Here is a 24,365-nt window from a genome sequence, read left to right on the forward strand (position 1 = left end):
AGGCCGGATAAATTTTGCCATCCGGGGTGGGGCTCGCCCCACCCCGGATGAAATGCTACGCATCACCTCGGGTGTCGCGCTTCAAATGGAAACCGCCAGCGCCRKWTAGAAATGTCACCCTCTGCAAAATAGAGATGTCACTGGTGGCATGGTGCTCCCTGGATGCAGGGAGTGCGCGGATGATGGTGGTGTCCATGAGCCATGGCGAGCTTACACGCTTTGATACTCTGCTACGTGTTGAACGCCGGGAGTTGCGGGCCGAGGATGCAGCAACGCTGCTCGGTTTGTCGCGTCGGCAGGTTTATCGATTGCTGATACGGATGCGCGCGGACGGTGCGTCGGGCCTGGTTTCCCGACGTCGTGGACGCCGTAGCAACCGCTGGCTCGGCGACGGAATTCGCGATCATGCGATTGCGTTGGTTCGGGAGCATTACCATGATTTTGGGCCGACGCTGGCTGCCGAGTATCTGGCGGAGCGGCATGATGTGCATATTTCCCGTGAGACGCTGCGCAAGCTGATGATCGAGGCTGGTTTGTGGAAGGACCGTGCGGCGCGTCGTCCGCGCCCCTATCAGCCGCGCTACCGCCGGGACTGCCGCGGCGAACTGGTCCAGATCGATGGCTCGAAGCATTGGTGGTTCGAAGATCGTGGTCCGCAATGCACCCTGCTCGTCTATATTGACGACGCGACCAGTGAACTGATGCATCTTCAGATGGTCGAGAGTGAGAGCACCTTTTCCTACATGGAAGCGACGCGCGAATATATCGAGCGGCATGGCAAGCCGGTGGCCTTCTACTCCGATCAGCACAGCGTCTTCCGTAATTCCCGCGCCAGCGCGGCGCGCGGGGATGGCATGACTCATTTCGGCCGCGCGCTGGACGCGCTGAACATCGAGATCATCTGCGCCAACTCGCCGCAGGCCAAGGGCCGGGTCGAGCGGGCCAACGGCACGTTGCAGGATCGGCTGGTCAAGGCGATGCGGCTGGAGGGCATATCTTCGATCGAAGAAGCGAACGCCTTTCTGCCGGGCTATATGGTCCGCCACAATGCCCGCTTCGCTCGTCCCGCTTTCGATAGTCGCGATCTCCACCGTCCGCTCGCCCTCCATGACGATCTGCGCGCGATCATGGTGTGGCGCGAACAACGGACAGTCACGGCGGCGCTGACACTCCATTACAACAAGGCGATGTTCATCCTGGAACCGACCGAGATCGCCAGGGAGCTGGTGCGCAAGCGAGTGATGGTGTGCGAATATCCTGATGGCCGGCTGGAGATCCAGCATGAAGGCCATGTGTTGCCCTATCGCCAGTTCGACAAGATGCGGCAGGTGAAGCAGCCGGCGATCGTGGAGAACCGCCATCTCGACGCGGCCTTGCTGCTGGCGAAGCAGATCCAGGCGATCGCCCCGCATCACCGGCAGCGCAACAACAATGCTCCTGCCCGTCGTGACCAGCCCACACATCTGTTCCCGGAACCGGAGGTGCCGGCGAAGATCGATGGGCGCCGGTTGGGCGGGGCCAAGCTCAAACGCGGYCCCCGKCTCAGCCAGGCGGAGTTACGGGCGCGCGGCACGCTCGAGTTCGTGAAAGCGCGCTAAGGCCGCGCTGACCGRGCCCGCTGCSTGCGCAGCGGGTCCATGCCCTTCCCCAYCWMWGTCRCGCYWCCAGCAGGGTCTGCGCTGCGCTATCYCGAGGGCTCCACGCAGCCCCTGCTGATCGAAAGAGTGTCATTTCTATTTGGCAGAGATTGTGACTTCTCTAAGTAGCAGGAACATTTTATGTACGCGTTGTCAACATGTTATATGGCTTCTTAGCCTTTGCGATTTACACTGCGTTCGCCGAACCCCTGTTTGGGCGGTATCACATCCCCCAGCCATTTCCTCGATCCGAACAGGAAAATCGCTCGGTTGCGGTCAGCTACGGCATTTCGGTAGCATGCTGCGGATCCATCCTTGAATGGCAAGCTCCGTTTTCCAGCGGTGCGGTAATTACCTCGGATGACGGTATTTTTTCGGCGCTGTGAGAAATGCCAGAGGTAGGCACAGCTACCGAAGCTGTCGAAGATCGCTTTATCAACTGTTGATAAGATGCTATCCTCGGGTCAGGAGGTATTTGGATGATCAGCGCGGATCTTGGACAGCAGCTTGAAACGTTCGTGACCAGCTTGGTCGCGAACGGTCGATACAATTCGAAAAGTGAGGTGCTCCGCGAGGGAGTGCGCATGATTCAGGACCGAGAAACCCGCCTTGCAGCGCTCGATGCTTCGATCGCGCGCGGGCTCGCCGACGCTGATACAGGGAACACAACTCCCGCAGAAGCGGTGTTTGATCGCCTTGAAGACAAATATCGCGCCATGGATACCGGCTCTCAATGATCGTCCACCTTTCGGCCGAGGCCGAGCATGACCTTGAGACGATCGGTGATTATATTGCGCAGGACAACCCCGCCCGGGCGATAAGCTTTTTGCGCGAGCTGCGCGAGAAATGCCTGGACCTGTCGAATCATCCTGAACGTTTCCCGCTCGTGCCACGCTTCGAAGGACTGGGCGTGCGGCGCCGCGGGCATGGAAATTATCTGATCTTCTATCGCGTGGAAGCGGACAAGGTCGTCATTGTTCACATCCTGCATGGCGCTCAGGATTACGGAGCGATGCTTTTTCCAGACTGACTATTAACTGCTTCAATGCCCCTCTCTTTTTACCAACTGTCTTTGGACCTGGACCACATCATGAGCCCACCGATGACGACCATCACCAGCGCCGCAGCAGGCATGGCCTGCCGCCGCCCATGAGCTGGTCAGCGCGCCGCGAGGGCTGGAATCCACAGAGTGAAGATGCCCGCGATGACGGGGATGTCTATTACTCTCGCGTCATCCACTCGGCCGCGTTCCGCCGACTGCAAGGCAAGACGCAGATTTTGAATCTCGGCGACAGCGACTTCTACCGGACGCGCCTGACCCACTCGCTAGAAGTCGCGCAGATTGCAGGCGGAATAGCCCGCCAACTCGGCAAGAGCATCCCCGATCACCCCGCCGCCTCGCTCCTGCCCGACCGCGGGACCATCCATTCGATCGGTTGCACCCATGATTTCGGCCATCCTCCCTTCGGCCATGGCGGTGAGATCGCGCTCAACTATTGCATGCGCGATGCAGGCGGGTTCGAGGGGAATGGCCAGACGTTGAGAATATTGGGCCGACTGGAGCATTTCTCCTCCCATGCCGGGGCGAACCTGACGCGCCGGACCATGCTCGGCATCCTGAAATATCCCGTCGCCTTCAGCCGAGTGAGCAATCCGGCGATCATCCCTGCCCTCGTCACCGGCCCGACCACCATCAAGATACTCGACGGCAAGGCGTGCAAGCCCCCCAAGTGCTATCATGATAGCGAGCAGGACGTTGTCGACTGGATTCTTGCGCCGCTGGACAATGAGGATCGCGAAACATTCCAGACGTTCGCGCCCCAGCCCGGCAAGCATGGTCGGTCCATCCACAAATCGCTCGATTGCTCCATCATGGATACGGCCGACGACATCGCTTATGGCGTCCATGATCTGGAAGATGCGATCGCCCTTGACCTCGTCACGCGGGAGCGTTTTGCCGCCGCGCTGCAGGATCGCTGCCCGACTTTTCTCGACGCCCTCAAGGAAAAATATCCGGGCGAGAGCGCCAATGACGTCTTCTCGCAGATGATAGACGGTTTATTCGGCGGCGCTGCCTCGCGCAAGCGCTTCATCGGACGGCTGGTCCACCATTTTCTCACCGCCGTGGAATATGTCGAACTGGACGCCTTTGCCGAGCCATTGCTGCGTTACCGCGTCCGGGTACGGGAAGGCGAGCGTCAGTTCCTCGACGTCCTGCAAAATTTCGTCGTGCGGGAAGTCATCACCAGCCCCGGGGTCCAGCATCTGGAGTTCAAGGGTCAGGGGATGGTCATCGCCGTTTTTGAAGCCATGCAGGCCGACCCGGTCCGGCTTCTCCCCCGCGAAGAGCTTTTGAAGTTTGAGGCAGCGGGCGGCGACCTGCGCATCATCTGCGATTATGTTGCAGCGATGACCGACACGCATCTGCTCAAAACATATGAGCGGTTGTTTTCCCCACGCTTGGGTTCGGTGTTCGACCGTCTCTGACAGGAGCGGTGTGCCTCGCTCCGTCCGCTTATTTGCACGCGCCGGGGATGCGTCATGGCGATGTCACAGGAGGCAGGCTACCTGCGCCACATGAATATCGGTTCATATTTCCGCCTCGAAGGCGTCCTCGTCGCAGGTGCGGTCAATCCCTATGTCCAAGCGCGCAATGGTGCGCTTTGGGAGGTCGGCCTTCTTAAAAATGTCGTTCATCTTCTTCAATCGAACGTGGTGGTCGAAGGCATCAGGACGGGCGCGGAAGCGATCGCGGTCAACTGGATTGAAGCGAACGGGCCGTTTCAATGAACCCTTTCCTCACCCGCCATGTAGCGGTATCGCTCGGTGTCGCCGAAGCGTCCGCCTAACCTCGGCGGTGATCGTGTAGACCGCTTCTCGCTGCGCACCGCGATTGGGATGATCGACGCGGTAGCCCTGATAATGCCGCCGCAGCAGGCCGGCCTTCACCAGATCCGAAACCGCCCGGCTCACACTGGTTCGACCGGAACGGATGATGCGCTCCTGAATCTGCGCCTCACATGCGCGCTCCAGCTCGGCTGGATCAGCGCCATCCTGCGCCATGCCTAGCACCTCTCCCCGCACGGCTTCCACCATGGCGATGCGCCGGCAATCGCGTTTCGCCAGCGGAGCCAAGGCCTGGCAGAGCCAATCGCGAACAGGCACCCTCCCCTCCTCGGTCCTCACATAAGGCCCGAGGCTTCCATTGGGTCCGGCTTCTCGTGCGATGAGTTCCAGTACCAGCAGCGCATAGCGCGGTCGGCGCGTGACGGCCGCAATACGATCGACCAGTTCCGGCTGCGTTGCGCTCGCTGGCGCGAGCGTCGGCCGTACAGGCTTCTTCGCAGACGGCAGAGGTTGCTCGAAACGGTCGGCCTGATAGAACATATCAGGAATCTAGCAGATGATGAGTCGCTGTGAATCCCCTTTTCTGCGCCGGTGCCAGATAAAACCCATGTGTCACTTTGCCCGGCTACGCCCCGTGTTCTGGGGCAATTCCCCTCTTCCGGTCGGCCATCTTCCAGCTTATGCCCTTGCGCATCATCAACGGGAGAATGCCCAATGAACAACACCGATCTCGCCGAAGCCCTGGCTGCCGACCAGGGCCTCACCAAGGCCGATGCCCGCAAATATGTCGACGCCGTTTTCAGCTCGATCGCCAATGCGGCTGCCAAGGGGCAGGAGGTGTCGCTGAACGGCTTCGGCAAGTTCAAGGTGAGTGCGACGTGAAAGTCGTCTAAATAATTGTTTGCGCATGAATAATCTCATGGATCAAACCTGATGTTCCGTCATCAGTAGCCTACCGGCACATGCGGGACTGGTAACGGTCCGGTATGAAGCTGCTGGGACAATGTAGCCGGGCCTTCGGGCCGTGCCGATGCCGTGAGGTGGCGGTATCTTCTGCAAGCATCAGAGCGGATGGGGCGCTAGGCTGGGTGGTATGACTAATTGAAGTGAACTGCTGATAAACGTCGTGAAATTTGACAAGCCAAAGATGCTGATAGGCTTGAACCAAAAGGTGCGCGGTCGGATGTCTCTCTTTACTTTGGAGACACACGGACAAGATAGACCGCCGGCGAATAGGCAGGGTCTAACCCACCCCCGTTATTTAGATGAAACACGGTAAGCCCGTATCTCCGCCCGGCAGTGGGCAGGCCAACCGCAAGGAAAGCTGTCGGTGGTGCGGGTAAAGGATGTCGGAGAAAGCGAAGGCCGGGCTGTAATGGTCTGGACAGGGGTTGCGGCTTGCCAACATCACCCCGCCTGAAAAGGAGCAGACTTCCGACGGGTCTCTCATCGCGAGAAAATATGCAGAACCCTCAAAGGAGGACAGGCAAATGACGGTCATAGCGACTGGTGCGGCCTCCCGCGAAACGGCGGACTGGAGCCAGATTGACTGGTCCTCGGTGCGTCGAACCGTGCGACGGCTGCAAATGCGTATCGCGAAGGCAGTTCGGGAAGGTCGCTGGGGTAAGGTGCAAGCCTTACAGCGGCTGCTGACCCATTCGTTCAGCGGCAAGGCTCTTGCCGTAAAACGAGTTACCGAAAATCGAGGTAAGAGGACGCCCGGAGTCGACCGGATCATCTGGGACACGCCGGGCAAATGCGTCAGAGGAGTATTGTCGCTCAGACGGCGGGGCTATCGGCCACTACCGCTGAGGCGGGTGTATATCCCGAAGGCAAATAGCAAAAAGCTGCGTCCGCTTGGTATTCCGACGATGAAAGACAGGGCCATGCAGGCACTTCACCTGCTTGCGCTACTGCCTGTCGCGGAAACCACGGCAGACCCTAACTCATACGGCTTCCGTCCCTTTCGCGCCGCGCGTGATGCGGCTCGCCAGTGCTTCATTGCACTGCGGGGACGGGGGACGGCGGGATGGGTTCTGGACGCTGACATTGCTGGCTGCTTCGACGAAATCAGCAAGGACTGGCTCACCGCCAACATCTCCATGGACAGGGCGGTGCTCCGGAAGTGGCTGGACTCCGGTTATATGCAGGACGGCGAATGGCACGCAACTCGAGCGGGAACTCCGCAAGGCGGAATAATCTCGCCAACACTTGCCAACATGGCCTTGGACGGAATGGAAACGATGTTAAAGGCTCATTACGGCCCCAAACATCGAAACATACGCACCAAGGTCAATATGATACGTTACGCCGATGACTTTGTCATTACTGGTGCATCGAGAGAAGTGCTGGAGGAGGCAAGGACTTTGGTAGAGGAATTTCTATCTGCACGGGGTCTATCCCTGTCTGAAGAAAAGACTCGCCTCGTGCGGGTCGAGGAAGGCTTCGACTTCCTCGGCTGGAACGTGCGCAGATATGATGGGCACACCCACATCAAACCCGCCAAGAAGAACGTGGCGGCGTTCATGCGCAAAATCCGAACGATTATCAAATCCGCCGCCAGCATAAGGCAGGAGCATCTGATATGGCGACTCAACCCTGTCATACGGGGTTGGACCAATTATCATCACAACCAGGTGGCGAAGGAAACCTTCCGAAAGGTCGATCACCTCATCTGGAAGTGTCTCTGGCAGTGGGCCTGTCGTAGGCACCCGAACAAACCGCGTCGTTGGGTGAAGGGGCGTTACTTCATTCGGGAAGGCACGCGCGACTGGGTGTTCCGCGCAGGCGTGAAGGACGACGGAGGAAACGTCACGTTCACACGGTTGCTGAATGCAGCCGACGTTCCCATCCGTCGCCATTGCAAAATCCGGGCTGCTGCCAATCCGTTTGATCCGGTCTGGGACGGTTACTTCGCCGCAAGGCGCAGCCGACCCACGGATCTACCGGCAGACCTCGGATGACCCGCATCCGCCCCTTGATCGAGGGGACTGGTGGCTCTGGTCACACAGGGCTTCGTGGAGGCTTGAGCTGCATGCAGGGAAACTTGCACGTGCAGTTCTAAGGGGGGAGCGGTCCGGTAACGGGTCGCTCCTACCCGACAGGACAGCCCGGCCCGCGAAGGCCGCAATCCTTCGACCGGTGCGACGATCCAGATCGCTGCGTCGAAGAAGCTGACCTTCACGCCTGGCAAGGCGCTCAAGGACCAAGTGAACGGGTAAGCCGTGAAGGGCCGCCGAACGACGGTTCAACGGCCCTTCCCATCACAAAATTGCATGTCACTTTTTCAACGCAGGTAAAGTGACACATGGGTCACTCAAGGCCAGACGTCGATCGCACTGATCAGAAGAAGTGCCACTCCAGCATCATGGCATCGACCAGAGCCCAGTCGATCTCCCCAAGCTCGAATTTCGTTCGATCAAAAATCCCGCCCGGATCGCCCGGCACGGAAATGTGACCCGGGGCATTAAGGTAGCGATTGACGAACTCCAGCTCGGTTTTCACCACTGCCTTGCGCCCTTCCAGGCACATATCCACCACGTAGCGTAACGCCGGCTCTTCGGCTCTGTCGATGACGCTCCTCAATTCCGGTGCATCGAGCTCGTCAGCGATGACGCGCGCATATTGGTTCGCGCCATGCTCAAGAATGAGGATGCGCTCGAGCGTCTCCTCCATGGTTTCGGGCCGATCATGCTCTGCGCCGATGAGCTGGGCGACTTCCGACCTGTTCTTTCGCGCATACCCGGCGGCAGTTGATCATCGAGCGCCGGCACCTTGTCTTCCACGAGCGCCACCGTACCCAAAGGCTGCGCGCATTGCGGGAGGCTGGATGTCTCATCGACGTGCCACCCTTGCCCAGCTTTTGCGCAGCGAGCGGGGAGGTCGCGAGGGAAAGGACAGCGAGCGCGGGAAATGCATATTTCATGACGATGCTCCTTCGTGAGAATCAAGGTCACAAATCTAGGCCCAGGCCGCGCTCGGGCAGCGGCGGCAGGAGGTCGGCGCGATCCTGGCCTTGTGCTGGCGGACCATGCCCGTCTCTGGGGTCGACTGGCTTGCCGCAATTGTCCGGCAGCGGCGGAAGATCGGCGGGGAAGTCCGCGGGATGGGAACCAGCGCCCGTGGTCACCCCTTCAACCGGACCAGGGTCGAACTTGGCAGGGCCTCGCGCCTGGGGTCCGTCAATTGCAAGCCGCCCCAGGGTCTCCAGCGCGGAGGTCTTGTTTCCCGGATTATGGTCGAGCTGGCGCGCCAGCTTTTCCTTGTCGTCGACGATCATGGTCAGTTCGTCACGCACGCGCGTGACCCCCACATTGAACAGGCGCTGGTTCGAGAGGTTGCGCTCATGGCTCGCCATGACCGTGATCGCCTTGTCGGTCGTGATCCCCTGGGCCATGTGCATGTTGAGGCTATAGGCAAGGTCAAGGCGCGAGAGCATCGGATCGCCCACCGCCAGGGTCAGCTGTTTGTCCTGCCCGAGATTGACGGTAACGCCGGTGGCGTCGACGCGGACAACGCGCGCGATGGCGGCGTTCCACAGTTCTCGCGGCTTGTCCTTCGCCGTCCAGCGGATCGTGTCGCCTTCTCGGAGATGCAGGCCCTTCTTTTCGGAAAGTTGCAACCGGTCGCGCTGCTCGGTGGGGGACAGCCGGGCGGGATCGAACCGGATCTTGCGGCGGCCATCGGTGAGATCGACCCGGCCATTGGCATGAACCTTGAGGACATCATAGCGTCCGGCCTTGAGCCCGACATCGTTCGCGCCGCCCCGCCCAACCTCCAGCACCTGTCCGGCACGGTAATTGGCGGCATAGCGCAATTCTTCGCGAGTCATGTTGACGCGCTCGAAGATGGTAAGGTGGATGCCCTCGCCCTTGAGGGTGCCCTCTGCGGAAAGGCCCGCCTGGATGCACTCATTGATCGCCTGCCGGGTTTCGCGTCCCGAGGCGAACACTGCCGTCGCGGCGCGCTCCTGTGGCGACAAAGACAGCCAGCGATCGGCGGCTTCGTCCGCTGGGGCAGCGCTCTCAACCACCTTGTCGCCCAGCACTTTCATGGCCTGGCTGGCCTTGCCGAGATTGGCCAGCGCCGCGACGGCGCGCAGTTCGTCGGTGCGCTGGCGGATATTCTGGTCCATGCGCGCCATCGTGCCGCCGCCTGCCTGGATCATGGCGAAGGCCTTGCCGGCATCGATCGAAGAGAGTTGCTGGCGATCACCGACCAGAACCAACTGCTCGATCCCCAGCGCCGCGACAATCTGGTGTAGGCTCAGCATGTCGCGGGACGACACCATCGAGGTCTCGTCCACCACCAGCATGGCGCCCTCCATACGCTCGCGGGCCACCTCATAGGCAGGACCCTCGCGCCGCGCCACGAAGCGTTCATGGGCGAGAACAAAGGAGGCGATCGTCTGTGCCTCGATGCCTGCGCCTTCCTTCATGTCGGCGACCATCTTGTTCTGAACGGCGAGGCCGAGAATCTTGCGCCCCTCCCCTTCCGCAACCCGTGCGACCGCCGAGAGCATCGTTGATTTGCCGGCGCCCGCGACGCCCTGGATCGAGATCGTCCGATCGGAGGAACTGACGATCAGCGTGGCGGAGCCCAGCTGACCAGGGTTGAGCGGATGACTGCTTGCCTGCTGCAGGCGCTGCGGCGCCTCGGCAGGATCGAGCATGGGCGCTGCCTGCCCCTTGCTCGCCTCCACCAGGGCCAGGATATTCTCTTCGGTCGCGAGCGCCTCCCTCGTGGTTAACATAGGGGCGGCGCGCTCCACCCCGCGGAGCAACAGTCCCTTGTCGACGAGCTGCCCGATCCGCCGTTCGACATGCTCGATGGTCACGCCCTTCAACCCGAGGTCGAGCGCGGTCTTGGCAAGCTTATGCTGTTCGAACGCGGCTTCCCGCTCGCCATGGATCCGCACCGCCGAGGCGACCGCCAGCTGCGCGCGGCCCGCCGCGGGGCTTTGCACGATGCGGGCGATCCGGCGATCGACCAGCGGATCATCATGGGACAACACGGCGCCCACCGCATGCCATGCTCCGGCAACCGCGTCGCGGATGGCGCGATAGCCGGTTTCCAGACGCCCGGCTGCTTCGTGGCCCGCGCTCCGCAGGATCGCTGCCTCCCGCAATTCCTGCCCGGTAAAGCCAAGGCCTTCACCCTTGTCCTTCCAGCCCTGAAGCAGGGCCGCGCGATCCTCGACGTTGAGCTTGGGATCACGGGTGCGCGTGGTAATTTCGCGCAGCGCCTCGGGAGATTTAAGGCCCAGTTCCGTCGCCTTCTCCAATATGTCCTGCCGCCGCTGGCTGTACGCGTCGATCACCGGTTGCGGGACACCGGTAATCTCGAAGGTGCCGTGCTTTCCCTTCAGGTCGACGCCATAGCCGAGCTTCTCGATCTCGCCGCGCAGATAGGCATGATAGATGGCGCCGATCACGCTGTTGTTGCTCCAGATCCTGTCGGCATGGAGCGCCTGCCATTTGCCATCCAGCATCTTGGTGAGGTTCGCGATGACGGCGTGGATATGCCCCTGCGGATCAAGCGCCCGGCTGGTATCATGCTCGAACAGGGCATAGACGAGATTGCCGGTCGGGATCGGAACCTTGCGCCCCTCCTGGTCCTTGCGGCCTTCCGCCAAATTCTTCTCGACCCAGGCCATGGTCGCCTTCACCGCGGACATATTGGCGGCGAGAATGCGGCGGTCGCCCGCGACATAGGCCATGACCGAGGCGGACTTGGGCATGGAGAAGGTGAGGTCATAGCCGGCGCGTCGGTTCTCGACCTGCCCGACCTGTTCGCCCGAGGGCAATTCTCCCTTGAGGATTGCCTCGAACGCATCCTTGCCAACCTCGCCCGCCAGGCCCAGGTCGCGGGCGCCCTCCCCTTCCCAGAGGCTGAGTTCCGACGAGCCCTCGACGGTGTAATAATTGTCCTGCGCGAAATAGTTGGCGGCGCCCGATGCGGAGCGGACAGAGGCGATCGACAGCATGGATCATATCCCCCAATCCGCGCTGTCGCCAAGATCCTTGCCGCCCGAAAAATCCTGCCGCATCTCAATGAGCGACTGATCCTCCGCCGGCGCGCGCGGGGATGGCTGACTGCTCCCCTGCCCTGCCCGTCCGACGGGCTGACCCGTTGCCGGATCGGCGCGGTCTGCGAGCGCCCGGTCCGCCGCATGACGAGGGGCCACTCTGCTAGGTTCGGGCTGGTCGCGATCGGCAGCCCGCCGGGCTGCTTCATGCTCTTCATTTCTCTCTCCGAACAGGATGCGGGCGGCCATCTCCTTGGCAAGATTGACTTCGGGATCGGGCACCTCCTCGACAATCTGCGCCGCGCCATCCCGGCCGCCTGCCTCACCCCCCTCTTCCGCGAACAGGGCGTCGGTTCGCTTCGAGCGAACCGGGTTCACATGGGCACAGCGGACGAACCCTTGCGCCACCTGCGGATAGTCCTTCCACTGGAGGAGAATCCGGGCCGCGGGAAATCCGTCGGGGAATTTCACAAAGCCGTGCATGGACGGCAGGTTGGTGATGTCGTCGGCGATGACGAGCGGCTCGACCTGCTTGCGCGGTGTCAGGGTGGAGGCATCGCGCGTCTGGTTGTAGCCGTAGCTATAGGCCTCATCCATCTGCCGTACTTCTCGATTGCCGATATAGCGCGCGCACTGCTCGGCCGTGTCGAGATCCGCCGTGGCGAGGATCAACTTGGTGCGCGCCAGAGATGCCAGATTACGGGCGCCCTGCTCGCCATACACTTCGACCAATTTCTCGAAACTGTGGATGCCGAGGATCATTGCTCCGCCAAAGGCGCGGGCGGTCTGAAGCCCGTTTTCGATCGCGGGCAACCGGTGCAGCGCGCCCAGCTCATCGAACATGAACCAAGTGCGTAAATTGCGCGTGCGTGGCATGGTCATGAGCGTGTTGATGGCAAGGTCCATCCACAGCGTCAGCAGCGCCTTGTTCATCGGCAGATCGACATAGTTGGAGGTGATGAACAGGATCGAGCCCGGACGCTTTTCCTGGGTCATCCATTGCCGGATCGAGAAGGCTTCCCCCTCTTCCGGCAAGAAGCGCAACACCTGCGCATTGGTGTTGAAAACCGCGCGGATGGACTCCGCCATGCGAGCCGCCTCCGGCGCGGTGAGAGGATCGGCGATGGTGTTGGTGAGGAAGCGATGGACGCGTTTCAGATCAGCGGTCATCAGATTTTCGGCCAGGGCCAGATTGGTGGCCTGGCCGCGCTCGATGAGGCGCACGCACATCTCAATGAAGAGGGTCCGTGCCGCCAGTGCCCAGAAGGGTTCGGAGGAGCCGCCGTCGGACGGGATCAGCGCGGCGGCGGCGGCGGTAAATTCGCTATGGGTGGCGCAGTCGTTGAAGATCGACCAGGCCGGGCATCGCGCATCCATGGGGTTGAGGATCGTGTCCCGCTCAGGTTCATAGAAGGCCTCGACATAGGCGCCGGTCAGGTCGAAAATCACTGCGCTGTCGGCGCGCGCCCGCATCTGCGAGACGAGGCTGCGCAGCTCCGTGGTCTTGCCCGATCCAGTGGTGCCGATCAGCATGGTGTGCGACTGTTCCATCCGGTGCGGATAGGGAACACCGGCGAGACTATAGGGGTGGTGGATGCCCCTGCCCTTCCGCTCGGCAAAGGGAAGTCGCAATACTTGGCCCGGCGACAGACCCCGGCACAGCGCTGCGACGTCCTCCTCATATTTCGTCAGATTATGCTGATTGATCTCGCCACGCAGCAGGTCGACATCGACCAGCATGGCACCGCGTTCATGCCGCTCCTGAAGGATCGATTTCCCGCGTCGGCGCGACAGGTCGACGAACCAGATCGAGAGCGGCGCGACGATAAACAGCGAGATGAAAAAGGAGCCGAGCAGACCCCGCATGGCGATCGCCCAAGCGGTCTTCACCGCCGGTATGGCCGGCACCATCGGCATGATCGTGCGTAGCATCTCGCCATTGGGCAGGGTGACATTGACCCGCTTCGTGGGATCGAGACCAACCCAGTTCCAGAGCGCTGAATAAAGCTTCATGCAGATGAGCTGGAAGCCATGCTCATCGAGCCGGATCGACATGATGGCGAACCAGGCCGCGACGAACACGAAGAACCAGATGATGAAGGGCAGTCTGACCCCGGAAAACCACATCAGCATCTCGTGGGTGAGAAGCTGGCTGCCGCGAGTGAAATTGCCTGAATTGCGCTGCACCCGGCCGCGTGCCGAATGATGGGTGAGCGGGATGTTCTGGCCGTTCGACCTTATGTCCTTATGCGCCATGATATTGCTCCAGGCGCTTGTCGGTTTCCGCGATCATCCGCTCCCACAATTCGGGATATTGTTCCAGGATGATGACGTCCAGGGCGAGGTTCTGAAACTCGGCCAACCGGGCCAGACGACGACGGCTGGAACCATGGTCATGGGCGCCGGCGAGATAGGCGTCGATGGCCCAGCGCACCACCTGCGAGGGCGACACATTCTGCTTGCGCGCGACATCCTCGATGAGCGTCAAATGGCGCGGATCGATGCGAACCGAAAGTCTTGGGGATGTGCCTGTCACGTCCAGCCTCCATTATGGTGGCTGGTGGGGATTAAAAAGGCAGGGCAAGGCATAGCGGATTTGCTTGCCTGAGGCAAGTCATTGAGCAATTTGCAGAAAATGCCGTCCGCAAATGTCTGACGCTCAAACCACTGAAATGCGTGGTTTTCTACGGCTTTCAAAACTGTCAGACACTGTCCGACCCATTATTTTGAGATTTATAGTTTATTTTCAATGACTTCTTGCACCAGCCGGTGCGTTCGGTGTGCTTAAATCCTTGGGCTTGAATCTGGTGCCTTGGGACGCTTTGATCGGTGATGTCATGGGAGGGTCAGCCGTTCCGGCGGGGGACTGGACCGCCCATCGGGCGGCCAGAAATGCGGCGTGGAGAAGGCGATCTTCGAGCCCTGGGGGCGGGCCTGAAACTGGCCTGCAAGTGGGCGGAGCAGGACCAATGTTCGGAAAATCCCACGCGGCCCTGGCCGCGTCGAGCCGGCAGGGGATCGTGACCCGAACGGGCGGCGACGGGGCATCGCCCCGGCGCCGTGAGCTCGGGGAGGCGACAGCCCTGCCAAGGGGTGTCTGCGGCCCGGCGAATAGAGCCCCGGTCGGCGGTGAGGAACGATCCGCCGAGCCGCCAAACTTGTCGCAGAGCGCCAAGGGCCGATGCCCATCCACGGTCCTGTTCATCATCATCCAGCCCCTCCGCCGCTGCCCCTGGCAGCGGCCCGGAGATGAGGGTTCGATGCCCTCATCTCCGGCATGACCTCACCCAGAAAGATGCCCCCCGATGACCGCTCATCCCGGGCCACGCAACCAAGGCCGGCATGGCTTCCTTTGCTCGTTCAGGTTGGATATAGAGAGGCTTGTCCGGAGCCCTATCTCATGGACAAGGAATACCCCATGGCAAAGACTGTGGAACAGGAACGCGCGGCGATTGAAGCCGAGCAAACAAGGCTCCAGGAGCGGTTGAAAGCGCTGGAGGAAAAAGAGCGGCAGATGGCGATCGCCGCCGTTGAAAAATCGGGATTGCTAAAGGCTGAGCCAAAGAAGCTGACGACCATTCTCAGCCGGATCAAGACGCTGGGCATCGATGAGGTTCAAAAGCGCCTGGCAGCGTGAAACCGATCGGCGCGGTCGCAGGCAGCACATGGACAGGCCGGGCTCGATGCCCGGTCTGTCCACATCTCGAAACATAAAATTGGGGGGAGAGCCATGAGGCCCTCCCCTGTCTTCAATATTCGTCTGTCATGGCGCTGGGCACTGTATGGACCACCCGGTCGATGATCGTCATCGGCAGGGCGTCATAATCCCCTTCGTCGATGGTGATGTAGGCGCCTTCTTCCTCTATAACGTGCTGGTCGAAGAAGCTGTGGAGCGCGCGGCGCTGCGCATTGGCAACAGCGGCGGTGAAGGCGGCGTGATCGGCAAGCGCATAGGTCGATGTGATCTGCATGGCGTCCTCCTGTCGTCTTGAATGACAGGGCATGGGCGTCGTGCGGGTCGGGGTCGGGTCAAGGACGCGGGGCACAGCCCCGCGCCGCGCAGCGGGGAGTGGGGGTGCCGATTTTGTCGGGGGTGGAGCGCAGCGAAGCGGAGCGTAGGCCGCGGCAAAATTGGGGGCACCGCTCATCCTTGCACGCGGCGCCGGCCCGCACGACATAATAGGAAGTCTGTGAGAGATTTTCCTTTCCTGTGGAAGCTCCGGCAAGGCGTAGCGCCGCGCGGTCCAAAGGGACCGTGCGACACGCGAGCGAGCAGGAAATAGGTCCGCGTTGAAGAAGGAATTGGACCGAGCGCGAAGCCCGGTCCCCGCTGCCGTCAGGGGTGACGTCCGCAGTGGCAATATTGTTCGTCGATGCCGGTGAGGGAGCATAGATCGGCACCAAAGTCGGCGTAACGCTCTTCTTCGTCCTCGACGTAACCGTGGTCATTCGCAATCACGACGGCATAGCGCTGGAGGTTCGGATCAAGCCGGTCGATGTAGCGCGCACATTGCTCACTGAACTGGCGGGCGTAGAGTTCAAAGGTAGCGCCTGCGGTGGCCCGCATCTCCGCCTCGGCGAGGCGCTCGGCGTCCGCTCGGAACTTCTCCAAAGCGATAAATTGCGGTGTGTCCTCGAAGCGCGAATCCGTGGACAGTAGGATGTGTTGGCGTTGTATGACCACGCGGTATGCCGGGCTGTCGACGGCGAGCGCTCGTAAGATTGTATAGCCGTTCGAGCGGGCGACCTGGTGTGCGATACGGCCGCTTAAGCGGTAGAGCCGGTCATATTCGGCCCTGAAGAAATCCCGTTCGATGCAAGTTCTGGCGACGCCGATTGAGCGTGCACAGGTCTGGGATAGGGCGAGATATTTTTCGAGGAGACGAATAAGGCGGAAGCCGGTAGCTTGCGCCGGCCAGTAGCCCGGTTCGTGTGAAGCGACGATGCGAACGCTTTGGGATTTTGTATTGGTCATGTGAGCCTCCATTACGTAGGTGCTCCCCATCTCCATCGGATGAGGATGAAGGCATCTGGGACGCGGTGTTGAGGCGGTCAGGGACGACGAAGTCGCCGCGAAGCGGGCAGCGGGGGAGCCGATTTTGTTGCTGCAGAGCGCAGCGAGGCGGCGGCAAAATTGGGGGGACCGCTGATCCTTGACGGCCGATCGACACCCAGCGTCATGCTTTGGCGATGAAGTCTCGTCTGATGCCGAGATGTGAGAGCCTGCTGCTTTGCCCCCGAACACCCTGCGGGGTTCGGGGTTAACAGCAAAGCACCGCATAATGGAAGTCTGTGAGAGATCCTCTTTAGCTGTGGAAGCGCCGGCAAGGCGGTTCGGCGCGGGGTTCGCAGGGACCGTGCAACATGCGCGCGAGCCGGTCTGACGATGACGGTCGCATTAGCCACAACCCGGTATCTGCGCCCCCGCTAGTGCCTTCCGTAGCTATAGCGATAGCGGTGACAAATCACAGATCGACATGGTGATCTGCGTTCGCGCTCGAGCGGGGATTCATAGCCAACATGCGCGGCTGCTCGACTATGCTCGGTCGCCCTATTCTGGCCAGCGTTCGTCCTGCCAGTCGCGCGAGGCGTGAATGACATGAAGGATTGAGACCACGGTCTGATCATTGGTCAGGGCATAGGCGATAATATATCGATAGCCGGTCACGCTTTTCTCGTAGGTGCCGGCAACGCGGCCTGGATGACCGGTTGCGAAATCACCGAGCGCAGCGCCTGTTTCACGGATACGCCGCGCGACCTTGGCGGCAGCGTCGGGATCATCGGCGGCAATATGGGCGATCTGCCGCCGAAAGTCTTCCAGCGCGGCAAGCGACCATTGGACACGCCTCACTGCTTAGGCGACCGCATACCCTCGATCATGGCATCGAGCTGGTCCATGGCTTCGTCGTGCGGAATGGTTCGCCCGTTTTCGACGTCAGCCAGGCCGCGCTGAATGCCCTCGATGATCTGGAGTTCGCGTTCGACATAAGCGGTCAGGGCTTCTGCCGCCAGAAAGGACCGGCTCCGTCGCATTCCACTGGCAAGACGGTCAAGTTTTGCGCGGGTTTCTTCGCTTACGCGGATCGTCATCGTCGTGGTTGCAGTCATGCGGTTTTCTCCGTTGTACACAAGCTAGCACAAACGCATCACTTTGTCATCTCTTGGGCGATTATGCCCATTCCAGGCGCGCCGTTTCATCCATGTCGGCAAGGACAAGGAGGTGCGTCAGGCGTTCGGCATTGGCGGCGACACCCGTCTCCAGGCAGCGCCGACGCACCGCCGGATGGGCGAGCCGCTCCCTGATCGGTTCGATGCCAATTTCACCAACATCATCGGGCGAAAGGCCAAGGCTTGCGAGCAGCGCGTGGGCATCGGTGGAAGCCAGATCGAGTTCCAGCCCGGCGTCGGAGGTCAGGGACACGCGCACCCGAATGTCGCGCGAATGGAGGCCGGGATAGATGGTCACGCGGCGCTGCCGAAATTGGGCCTCTTCCATCACCGCGACCACATCGGGATCATGGTCGAACAGAGTGCAGATGGTGGCGAGCGCGATGGGGCAGATGCACGCATCGAACTGGTAGGAGAGGAAATTATGCTGCCCGTTTTCCGGGTCGAGCAGCACGGTTCCGAGACGATCGCCTTGCTCTCGAAGCAACTGTCGAAAGGCCGCGAGCTGCCGCGCGGAGATCGTGGCGTGCCGAAAGGCGCCGTCATCGGAATTGGTAGCGATGCGGAATCTGATGGACATCTTGTCCTCCCTTGTTGGTCCGCTTTGCCGCGCCCCCTTTTCTCTTTGCTCTGGGAAAGCCGTTCATGGTGCCCACCAGAAGCAAAACCGTCGGACGGGGTGCCGCCTCGAAGCGGCGTCGAAGGGGTTCGATGCCCCTGAGCGCCGCATGATCAAGCAAGGAGAGGGACAAGAGGCCCCGGCCTTGGCCGGAGCCTCTCGGAACCGAGGCGTCAGCGCCCCTGGCGAACCCGAGCGGCCATGCGCTGCGGCGTCGGGCGGACGGTCTGATGGGCGAGCTTCACGACATGCAAAGGGACACCTGCCTGCCGCAGCTTCTGTGCGAGGTTCATCTGGATGCCGCTGCCTTCGCAGACCACGGCTTCAACCGGCTTGAGGGCCAACAGGCGATCGTTGCGCACGAACGCGGCCTTGGCGCCCAACCTTCGATCCAGTCGGAACATGATGACCTTCACGCCTCGCGCTGCCGCCCATGCCTGAGCGATGGCGTCGCAGCCTTTCGCCTGCGCGGTTGTTGCGAGCACCATCTCCGGAATTCGGGCTTTGATAGAGTCCAGACCCTTCCAGAGCAGGTCATGATCTTCCCACTGCTGGCCGCCCGAGAAGGCGACGATGGGGCCTTCGGGACTGAACTGCTCGCGGCGTTCCCGGCCACGCGCTGCAAGGAAGTCGCGGGCTTCGATCATCGATGCGGTGACGCCCTTCGAAACCCGGCTGCCACGCGTCGGCGCGTAGGGGCGTCCGGTCTCCACACGGTAGACCTCTGCCGCATGGTCGCGCATGCATTCCATGGCGTCGCGGCACCCTTGAAGGGTCTGGCAGAGCATCTGCGCTTCTTCGATCTGGGAAGCGTAGATTTCGCTGGGATCGAAGCTGCGCGCGAGGTCGCCGAGTTCCTTGGCGGCATCGTCTTCGCGGTCGTTGATGCGCTTCGCCACGACATGGAAGCTGTTGACGAAGCCCCAGGCGAGGTCGCCCGCGAAGGGTTCGAGACGGGTATCGCGGAACACGTCGAACAACGTCGCCATCACCATCTCGACTGCCGCGCGGGCTTGGTCAGGATCTGGCATTTCGAGCTGCTCGCTCTCGTCGACCGGCGAGAGCTTCGCGCGCTCGTCATGCTCGAGAAAGGCGTCGGCGTAGAGCGAACTGCGTTCGTCCGTACCCGTTTCGGTGGCGATGTGGCTGGCGAGATCGGCGAAGTTCGAGAAACTGTTGGTCATTTGAGCCTCCAAGGATTGGATGTCTCATCCGTTCGATGAGGCTTGCCTCAGGGCATGCGGTGGTCAGGGAGGTCAGGCACGGCGACCGGCTTGCCGTCGCCGCCGCCACGCGGGGAGCGGGGGAGCCGATTTTCTGACGGAGCCGCGCCAGCGGCATCGGGCTGAAAATTGGGGGGACCGCTCATGCTTGACGGACCGCCAACCCCGCATGCCACACTAGGCAGACACAAGAGAGGAATAGGGGTGTATAACCTCACCCTGCGTCACCATCCCGCAAGGGGATCGTGACCCGGATGGGCGGAGACGCGCTCGCGCGGCTCCGTGAGGTTAGCCGGGGTCGGCCACAGGCCGGCGGCGGCTTAGCGAATAGAGCCCCGGTCCCGTCCGGCGCGCTGCGCGGGGCGGGATGCGCCGAACGCGCAGACGGCTATTTCTGCGTCGGAACATCGTTGGAACTTTTCAGCGTCGATCATAGACTGAGGTGATGCAGGGGGAATCGAAAGCCTATCCAGGCGAAGTCGCGACACCGAACGATATCAGGCAGCTCGCCGACGAGTATCGCGGCGTGGCACATGATCTGATGGGCCGAGGCAAGCGCGGCAATCCTTCGAGCTGGGCGCCCGCGCGGATGACGGCAATCCAGGCAATCGAGCTTTACCTCAACGCGTTGCTGCTGGCGCGCGGCGTGAAGCCAGCCGAGATCAGAGGCTACCAGCATGACCTGCGCAAGCGCACAGCGAACCCCGCGGTATCCGCCCTGCGGCTGCGCCAACGCACGCTCGACCATCTCGGCAAACTAAGCGAAGGCCGAGAATATCTCTCGATCCGCTATGGCCCCGAACTGAGCGGCGACTTGTCCCAGCTCAATCGCCTGATGGCGACGCTCGACGAGGTCGCCATCAAGGTCGCAGGCGCGCTCGACAAGGCGAACGCTGCGCCGGCAACGGCCGCTCCACCGGCGAGGCCGGGACCGTCAACGGTCCCGGCCCGCGGGGCGGCGCCTGTCGTCACATCGGCCTGATCCAGTCGATGGCTTCGCGTCCCGATGCTGTCGCTGGCGGGGTCAGGCGCGTGGCTAAACGCTGCTATGCTTCCCGCGCGGCCGCGGCGCGTTCCGCCCGTTCATAGGCGCGCTTGAGATTGTAAGGATGATTGCCGGCGCGAACGCTCAGTTTGTGTTCGCCTATGGTGAGGTCAAGGCCAATGCCGAGGCGATTGCACAGCTTGGCGGCTTCGTCACAGACGTTTTCGATAACGACCGGACCTTCGACGTGGGCGGACAGGATGATCATGGCATGATCCTCAACACGGGCAATGCAGGAACGGCGAGCCCAGGGGTGGACTCGCCGGGAGGCGTGTGACGGGTCAGTGGACCGACCCGTCGTAGGAGAGGAGGAGATCGGGGCAGACGAGCTGATGTTCGGCGGCCACCAGCGACCAGGCGGCGGCGAGCTCGTCATGATATTCACAATCAACGATCGCATCGGCGCTGGCTTCGCCGAACTGGGCTTCCTCGAACGACCGGATATGGGCGGCGTCCGCAGCCTCGGTGATCGCGCCGGCGAGATGCGCGGCGATTTCATGACGGTTGAGCTGGTCGGCAGCCCGGCGGATGCGGGCGACCAGATGGGGGTTGAGGATTTCGATCCGGTGGGCGACCCCGGCGATCTCTTCAAAGCTGGCAAGCTGAAACATCTATCGTCTCCGTGAAGATGAGGGGGCGGCCCGAGGGCCGCCCGTCCGGGGCCAGAAGAACTCGATTTCCTCAGCGACGATGTCGGTGTTGTAGAAGGTACGGCCGTCCCGCTCGTTGCGGCTGTAGCGGATTTCGCCGACGACCATGAGCTTGTCGCCCTTCTTCTTGTGGTTGGCGACCGACTTGCCTAGGCCGTTGAACGCTTTGACGGTGTGGAATTCGTCGTAGGTTTCGGTGTAGCCGTTGTCGCCTTTTTGGACCTGGCCGTCCTTGATGACGGGCTTGCTGGTGACGAGGGAGAAGCTTACGCCGCCCTTGCTGTCGGTGCCGAAGCGGCTGATGTCCGAGGTGATCCGGCCTGAGAGAAAAACCTTGTTCATGATGCTGTCCTTCCTTTGCGCCAGCGGGCCGATCCCGCTGGGATGAAAAGACGACGAAGCCCGGGCATGAGGGGCTGGCGCACCGAAGCGTCAGCGCAGGGGAACCTGCGATCTTCCGGGTGGTGCGGGCAGAGGCCGTCAGGCCTCAACACGGCCGGAAGATCGCGGGTTGCGCCGGCCCCGCACGGGCGTAGTGTTCATCCCTTCAAGCGGGTGGCCGGATGGCCCATCGGGACAGGACTGACGGGAACGAGAGGTATGAGGAAGACGGCCGGATTTTGGACGGCCGCGACCAGGCGCCGATGCGGTTAGTCGCTGCCTCTTCGTTGCACAACCCGCGCAAGGCGCGCGTGGCAAGGCGGGAACAGGCTGGCCGGGTGCCGCGATGTTCTACCAAGGCGGGCGGTCTCCGGTATTGCAGCAAGGCGCGCGGAAGGCGCACGCGGCGTGACCGTCGGCCGCGAAAGCCCTCGCGGCCTCGGTGGTCCAAAATGAGCAGTGCAGATCACAGGCTGTAGACGCCCAGCACGGCGACGCATCGGCTCGCTGCGATCAATGTGGGTCTGTGATCCAGTTCTCCACTTTGAGCGCGCGTACGCGCGAGAACTCGCCCATGTTGGCTGTCACGAGCGTTGCGTCCAAAGCATAGGCGTGCGCGGCGATGAAGAGATCGTTGGGTCCAATGGGCTTCCCGGCAGCTTCGAGCTCAGCGCGAATTCCGCCATATTCTGTATCGGCCGGCACATCGAGGGCGAGAATTTGGACGCTGTCGAGAATGGCGTCGATTTGCGCGAGCAGCCTCGGCGACCCCTTTTTGGCGCAACCGTAGCGCAGTTCCGCCGCGGTAACGATGCTGACGCAAATGGCATCCGGCCCAACCTCGGCAATGCGCTTTGCGACACCGCCGTGAGGATTGCGAGCCAGTTCGGAGATGATATTGGTGTCGAGCATATAGAGGCTGCTCACAGGTCGATCGCCTTGGCCGGCAACAGCGTGTCGTCGATATCGGGGAATTGATCGTCAGGTCCCAGCGGTTCGAGACTGGCGAGAACCTCCAGGATATTCTTCCGGCGGATCGGCTCGATGATAAGGCGGGCGCCGTCGCGATAAATCATGACACTTGTCCCGGGGAGTTCGAAATCCGCAGGAATACGCACAGCCTGGCTCTTGTTGTTGCGAAACAGCTTTGCCTCACGTGCGGGCGTGGGATCGGAACGTCGGGGATCCATGAAGCCTCCTTTGCATATACATCAACATATACATAAATGATAAGCCGTTCAAGGCCGACGCTGACCATCGGCGCAGTCGGGGCGCCGACATTCTGAGTCCAACCTGGGCGAGGTAGGGAAGACAATCGGTCCGCGCGCCAAGCGCGGGGGGCGTTAGATCGTCTTGCGGCGCCGGGTCCGGCCGACATGGTCGGCTGATGCCTCGATATCGATGGCGAGCTGGGTCAAGGTGCGATGGGCGCCGAGGCGCTGCAGCCCGTCCATACGCGGGTCGCGATGGAGGTTGGCGATGCGTAAGCGGATGAGCGATGCAGCCACCCGCAATGTGTGGGGATCAAGCTCGGCCATGAGTCGCGTAATAGCAGAAATGCTGCTCTACCGGGAGCCAGGCGTGCTAATCGCCGTCAAATTGCCGCCAGCGCTGGACGAGCTCGACCATGTCGGTTTTTCGCCCGAAGGCATCTGGATAGATCGCGCCTTCGTGTTGGCCGAGAAAGCCGATGATCGTCGTCATATGGGTCGCGATCGTGGCATCGACACCAAAAAGGTCGGCGATGGGAAAATGTCCACAATCATCGCCGTTCCACCAGGCCAGGAGGAAATTGGCGACCCGGCGGGACTGCCCGGTGTCACACCGGGCAATCTCGATCAACCGATCAAGGGCCGCGGTCGCGGCTCGTTTGCCAAAGGGACCTTCTTCCATCGACCTTACACTCCATCATATTGCCAGGAGGATCATGCCTTAGCCGTCCTTTGCAAGGAAGAATCGAGGCCGGGCGAGCGGGCGGGATTGCCGCGAAGGATCCAGGGCAGCGGCTGTATGAGCCGGACCCAATCGGCGAACGAGGGAATGCGGCCCAGATCTTCAACCACATGTTGTTCGCCGATAAGGCGCACCGGCACCTCGGGCTGGTCACTGTTCGTGATGGTGACCCCGAATACCGTCTCGGCCTTTATATGCCCTCCCCTCGTCGGCCGGGGGCCGCGCGGAAACGAGAAAAGGCCCCCGCCCCTATGCGGAGCGAGGGCCCTATTGAGGGTGCGAAGGATCAGCCCGCGAAAGCGTGTTCGCTCGACGACTGGCCGAGGCCGGCCTCGGTGCGTTCGCGCGCCGCCTCGCCCACGCTGGCTTCGGCGCCTTCACCGGGCAGTGGCGGCAGGCTGTCGTCCGCCTTGGCCGCCATTTCGGCCGCGAGATCGCGGCGGCGGGTCGGGCGGGACCAGACGATGTTGTAGCTGCCGTCGTCTTTCGGAACGCTGAGATGTAGAGCGGCGCGGCCAGGCTCGGATCCTCGATCTTGCCGTTGAGGAAGGCCTCGCCGGTGCCGTTCGAGAAGAGTTCGAAGAGCGCGCCGACCTGCACCCATGCCCGTGAGGCGGAAAGCGCCAGCACTTCGTACTTGGGCGCCTTGGGATTGGAGGAGTGGAGCTCACGCAGTGCAATGGTCATGGCGATCGTGAGCGTCGCGATCTTGCCGACGTGGATGCCGGCGTCATTCTGCTTGATGGAACCGATGTTCATGGGGATTCTCCTGGATGATGGCTCGAACTCCCGTGTCCGAGACACCTTCCTCCCTC

General features: G+C 61.7%; 26 protein-coding genes and 4 pseudogenes. 10 read left to right on the top strand and 20 right to left on the bottom strand.

Annotation, left to right across the window (positions count from 1 at the left end):
• Positions 1 to 179 precede the first annotated feature (179 nt).
• From A0J57_RS21265 to A0J57_RS21285, 5 genes are all read left to right on the top strand, one after another.
• Complete coding sequence (locus A0J57_RS21265) at positions 180 to 1,598, top strand: ISNCY family transposase (protein ID WP_061939481.1); 1,419 nt, start codon at positions 180 to 182, stop codon at positions 1,596 to 1,598.
• A 518-nt stretch (positions 1,599 to 2,116) separates the two neighbouring features.
• Positions 2,117 to 2,374 carry a type II toxin-antitoxin system ParD family antitoxin gene (locus A0J57_RS21270; protein WP_061939483.1) on the top strand — a complete coding sequence of 86 codons (258 nt, stop codon included), beginning with the start codon at positions 2,117 to 2,119 and terminating at the stop codon, positions 2,372 to 2,374.
• Positions 2,371 to 2,667 carry a type II toxin-antitoxin system RelE/ParE family toxin gene (locus A0J57_RS21275; protein WP_061939485.1) on the top strand — a complete coding sequence of 99 codons (297 nt, stop codon included), beginning with the start codon at positions 2,371 to 2,373 and terminating at the stop codon, positions 2,665 to 2,667. Before A0J57_RS21270 ends, A0J57_RS21275 begins: the two co-directional genes overlap by 4 nt.
• 119 nt (positions 2,668 to 2,786) lie before the next feature.
• A complete protein-coding gene (locus A0J57_RS21280; RefSeq protein WP_061939487.1) occupies positions 2,787 to 4,124 on the top strand; it encodes an anti-phage deoxyguanosine triphosphatase in 1,338 nt (445 codons plus the stop codon).
• 54 nt (positions 4,125 to 4,178) lie between these two features.
• The gene (locus tag A0J57_RS21285; RefSeq protein WP_062733589.1) at positions 4,179 to 4,427 is read left to right on the top strand and encodes a DUF5818 domain-containing protein; all 249 of its coding nucleotides are present in this window, start codon (positions 4,179 to 4,181) and stop codon (positions 4,425 to 4,427) included.
• A gap of 9 nt (positions 4,428 to 4,436) precedes the next feature.
• On the opposite strand, the gene A0J57_RS21290 is transcribed toward A0J57_RS21285, so the two are convergent.
• Positions 4,437 to 5,024, bottom strand: coding sequence for a hypothetical protein (locus A0J57_RS21290; RefSeq protein WP_061939491.1), 588 nt, complete (start codon positions 5,022 to 5,024; stop codon positions 4,437 to 4,439).
• Positions 5,025 to 5,198: 174 nt separating this feature from the next.
• Here A0J57_RS21290 and A0J57_RS21295 point away from each other — a divergent pair.
• The 3 genes and pseudogenes from A0J57_RS21295 to A0J57_RS25550 form a co-directional block, all read left to right on the top strand.
• Positions 5,199 to 5,354, top strand: a pseudogene (locus tag A0J57_RS21295) (HU family DNA-binding protein); the annotation flags it as partial.
• 620 nt (positions 5,355 to 5,974) lie between these two features.
• Positions 5,975 to 7,447 (top strand): group II intron reverse transcriptase/maturase, encoded by a 1,473-nt coding sequence (gene ltrA, locus A0J57_RS21300; protein ID WP_061939493.1) that lies wholly within the window; start codon positions 5,975 to 5,977, stop codon positions 7,445 to 7,447.
• Between the two features lie 138 nt (positions 7,448 to 7,585).
• Positions 7,586 to 7,705, top strand: a pseudogene (locus A0J57_RS25550) (HU family DNA-binding protein); the annotation flags it as partial.
• Between the two features lie 121 nt (positions 7,706 to 7,826).
• Here the strand turns inward: A0J57_RS25550 and A0J57_RS21305 are convergent.
• The 4 genes from A0J57_RS21305 to A0J57_RS21320 all read right to left on the bottom strand — a co-directional run bounded on the left by A0J57_RS21305 (position 7,827) and on the right by A0J57_RS21320 (position 14,047).
• Positions 7,827 to 8,159 (bottom strand): hypothetical protein, encoded by a 333-nt coding sequence (locus A0J57_RS21305; RefSeq protein ID WP_061939495.1) that lies wholly within the window; start codon positions 8,157 to 8,159, stop codon positions 7,827 to 7,829.
• Positions 8,160 to 8,436: 277 nt separating this feature from the next.
• Positions 8,437 to 11,469: a MobF family relaxase gene (mobF, locus tag A0J57_RS21310; RefSeq protein ID WP_061939498.1), complete on the bottom strand. Its 3,033-nt coding sequence runs from the start codon at positions 11,467 to 11,469 to the stop codon at positions 8,437 to 8,439.
• 3 nt (positions 11,470 to 11,472) lie between these two features.
• Positions 11,473 to 13,767: a type IV secretion system DNA-binding domain-containing protein gene (locus tag A0J57_RS21315; RefSeq protein ID WP_061939499.1), complete on the bottom strand. Its 2,295-nt coding sequence runs from the start codon at positions 13,765 to 13,767 to the stop codon at positions 11,473 to 11,475.
• On the bottom strand, positions 13,757 to 14,047 hold the full coding sequence (locus A0J57_RS21320) for a hypothetical protein (RefSeq protein WP_061939501.1): 291 nt from the start codon (positions 14,045 to 14,047) through the stop codon (positions 13,757 to 13,759). The genes A0J57_RS21315 and A0J57_RS21320 overlap by 11 nt, the downstream gene beginning before the upstream one ends.
• 882 nt (positions 14,048 to 14,929) lie before the next feature.
• On the opposite strand from A0J57_RS21320, the gene A0J57_RS21325 reads away from it, so the two are divergent.
• Complete coding sequence (locus tag A0J57_RS21325; protein WP_061939539.1) at positions 14,930 to 15,148, top strand: hypothetical protein; 219 nt, start codon at positions 14,930 to 14,932, stop codon at positions 15,146 to 15,148.
• A gap of 112 nt (positions 15,149 to 15,260) precedes the next feature.
• Here the strand turns inward: A0J57_RS21325 and A0J57_RS21330 are convergent, their stop codons facing one another.
• From A0J57_RS21330 to A0J57_RS21355, 6 genes are all read right to left on the bottom strand, one after another.
• Entirely contained in the window at positions 15,261 to 15,482 is a 222-nt protein-coding gene (locus A0J57_RS21330) for a hypothetical protein (RefSeq protein ID WP_061939503.1), read from the bottom strand.
• 365 nt (positions 15,483 to 15,847) lie between these two features.
• On the bottom strand, positions 15,848 to 16,486 hold the full coding sequence (locus A0J57_RS21335) for a hypothetical protein (RefSeq protein WP_061939541.1): 639 nt from the start codon (positions 16,484 to 16,486) through the stop codon (positions 15,848 to 15,850).
• 576 nt (positions 16,487 to 17,062) lie between these two features.
• Entirely contained in the window at positions 17,063 to 17,362 is a 300-nt protein-coding gene (locus A0J57_RS21340; RefSeq protein ID WP_061939505.1) for a type II toxin-antitoxin system RelE/ParE family toxin, read from the bottom strand.
• The gene (locus tag A0J57_RS21345) at positions 17,359 to 17,619 is read right to left on the bottom strand and encodes a CopG family ribbon-helix-helix protein (protein WP_061939507.1); all 261 of its coding nucleotides are present in this window, start codon (positions 17,617 to 17,619) and stop codon (positions 17,359 to 17,361) included. Before A0J57_RS21345 ends, A0J57_RS21340 begins: the two co-directional genes overlap by 4 nt.
• Positions 17,620 to 17,680: 61 nt before the next feature.
• Positions 17,681 to 18,259, bottom strand: coding sequence for a hypothetical protein (locus tag A0J57_RS21350; protein WP_061939509.1), 579 nt, complete (start codon positions 18,257 to 18,259; stop codon positions 17,681 to 17,683).
• Between the two features lie 212 nt (positions 18,260 to 18,471).
• Complete coding sequence (locus A0J57_RS21355; protein ID WP_061939511.1) at positions 18,472 to 19,482, bottom strand: DUF2493 domain-containing protein; 1,011 nt, start codon at positions 19,480 to 19,482, stop codon at positions 18,472 to 18,474.
• A gap of 484 nt (positions 19,483 to 19,966) precedes the next feature.
• On the opposite strand from A0J57_RS21355, the gene A0J57_RS21360 reads away from it, so the two are divergent.
• Positions 19,967 to 20,503 (top strand): hypothetical protein, encoded by a 537-nt coding sequence (locus A0J57_RS21360; protein WP_061939513.1) that lies wholly within the window; start codon positions 19,967 to 19,969, stop codon positions 20,501 to 20,503.
• Positions 20,504 to 20,567: 64 nt separating this feature from the next.
• Here the strand turns inward: A0J57_RS21360 and A0J57_RS21365 are convergent, their stop codons facing one another.
• The 9 genes and pseudogenes from A0J57_RS21365 to A0J57_RS21400 form a co-directional block, all read right to left on the bottom strand.
• Entirely contained in the window at positions 20,568 to 20,774 is a 207-nt protein-coding gene (locus A0J57_RS21365; protein ID WP_061939515.1) for a hypothetical protein, read from the bottom strand.
• Between the two features lie 73 nt (positions 20,775 to 20,847).
• Positions 20,848 to 21,177 (bottom strand): hypothetical protein, encoded by a 330-nt coding sequence (locus A0J57_RS21370; RefSeq protein WP_061939517.1) that lies wholly within the window; start codon positions 21,175 to 21,177, stop codon positions 20,848 to 20,850.
• Positions 21,178 to 21,558 (bottom strand): single-stranded DNA-binding protein, encoded by a 381-nt coding sequence (locus A0J57_RS21375; RefSeq protein ID WP_061939519.1) that lies wholly within the window; start codon positions 21,556 to 21,558, stop codon positions 21,178 to 21,180.
• Between the two features lie 552 nt (positions 21,559 to 22,110).
• Positions 22,111 to 22,524, bottom strand: coding sequence for a type II toxin-antitoxin system VapC family toxin (locus A0J57_RS21380; RefSeq protein ID WP_061939521.1), 414 nt, complete (start codon positions 22,522 to 22,524; stop codon positions 22,111 to 22,113).
• Complete coding sequence (locus A0J57_RS21385) at positions 22,521 to 22,787, bottom strand: antitoxin (protein ID WP_061939523.1); 267 nt, start codon at positions 22,785 to 22,787, stop codon at positions 22,521 to 22,523. The genes A0J57_RS21380 and A0J57_RS21385 overlap by 4 nt, the downstream gene beginning before the upstream one ends.
• A 153-nt stretch (positions 22,788 to 22,940) precedes the next feature.
• Positions 22,941 to 23,135 carry a hypothetical protein gene (locus A0J57_RS21390; protein ID WP_061939526.1) on the bottom strand — a complete coding sequence of 65 codons (195 nt, stop codon included), beginning with the start codon at positions 23,133 to 23,135 and terminating at the stop codon, positions 22,941 to 22,943.
• A gap of 46 nt (positions 23,136 to 23,181) precedes the next feature.
• The gene (locus A0J57_RS21395) at positions 23,182 to 23,490 is read right to left on the bottom strand and encodes a hypothetical protein (RefSeq protein ID WP_061939528.1); all 309 of its coding nucleotides are present in this window, start codon (positions 23,488 to 23,490) and stop codon (positions 23,182 to 23,184) included.
• Positions 23,491 to 23,522: 32 nt separating this feature from the next.
• Positions 23,523 to 23,735, bottom strand: a pseudogene (locus A0J57_RS27020) (hypothetical protein); the annotation flags it as partial.
• A gap of 101 nt (positions 23,736 to 23,836) precedes the next feature.
• A pseudogene (locus A0J57_RS21400) lies at positions 23,837 to 24,309 on the bottom strand (DUF736 domain-containing protein).
• Positions 24,310 to 24,365: the final 56 nt, after the last annotated feature.

Origin of the sequence: Sphingobium sp. 22B, from assembly GCF_001580035.1 — a bacterium.
Classification (GTDB): domain Bacteria; phylum Pseudomonadota; class Alphaproteobacteria; order Sphingomonadales; family Sphingomonadaceae; genus Sphingobium; species Sphingobium fuliginis.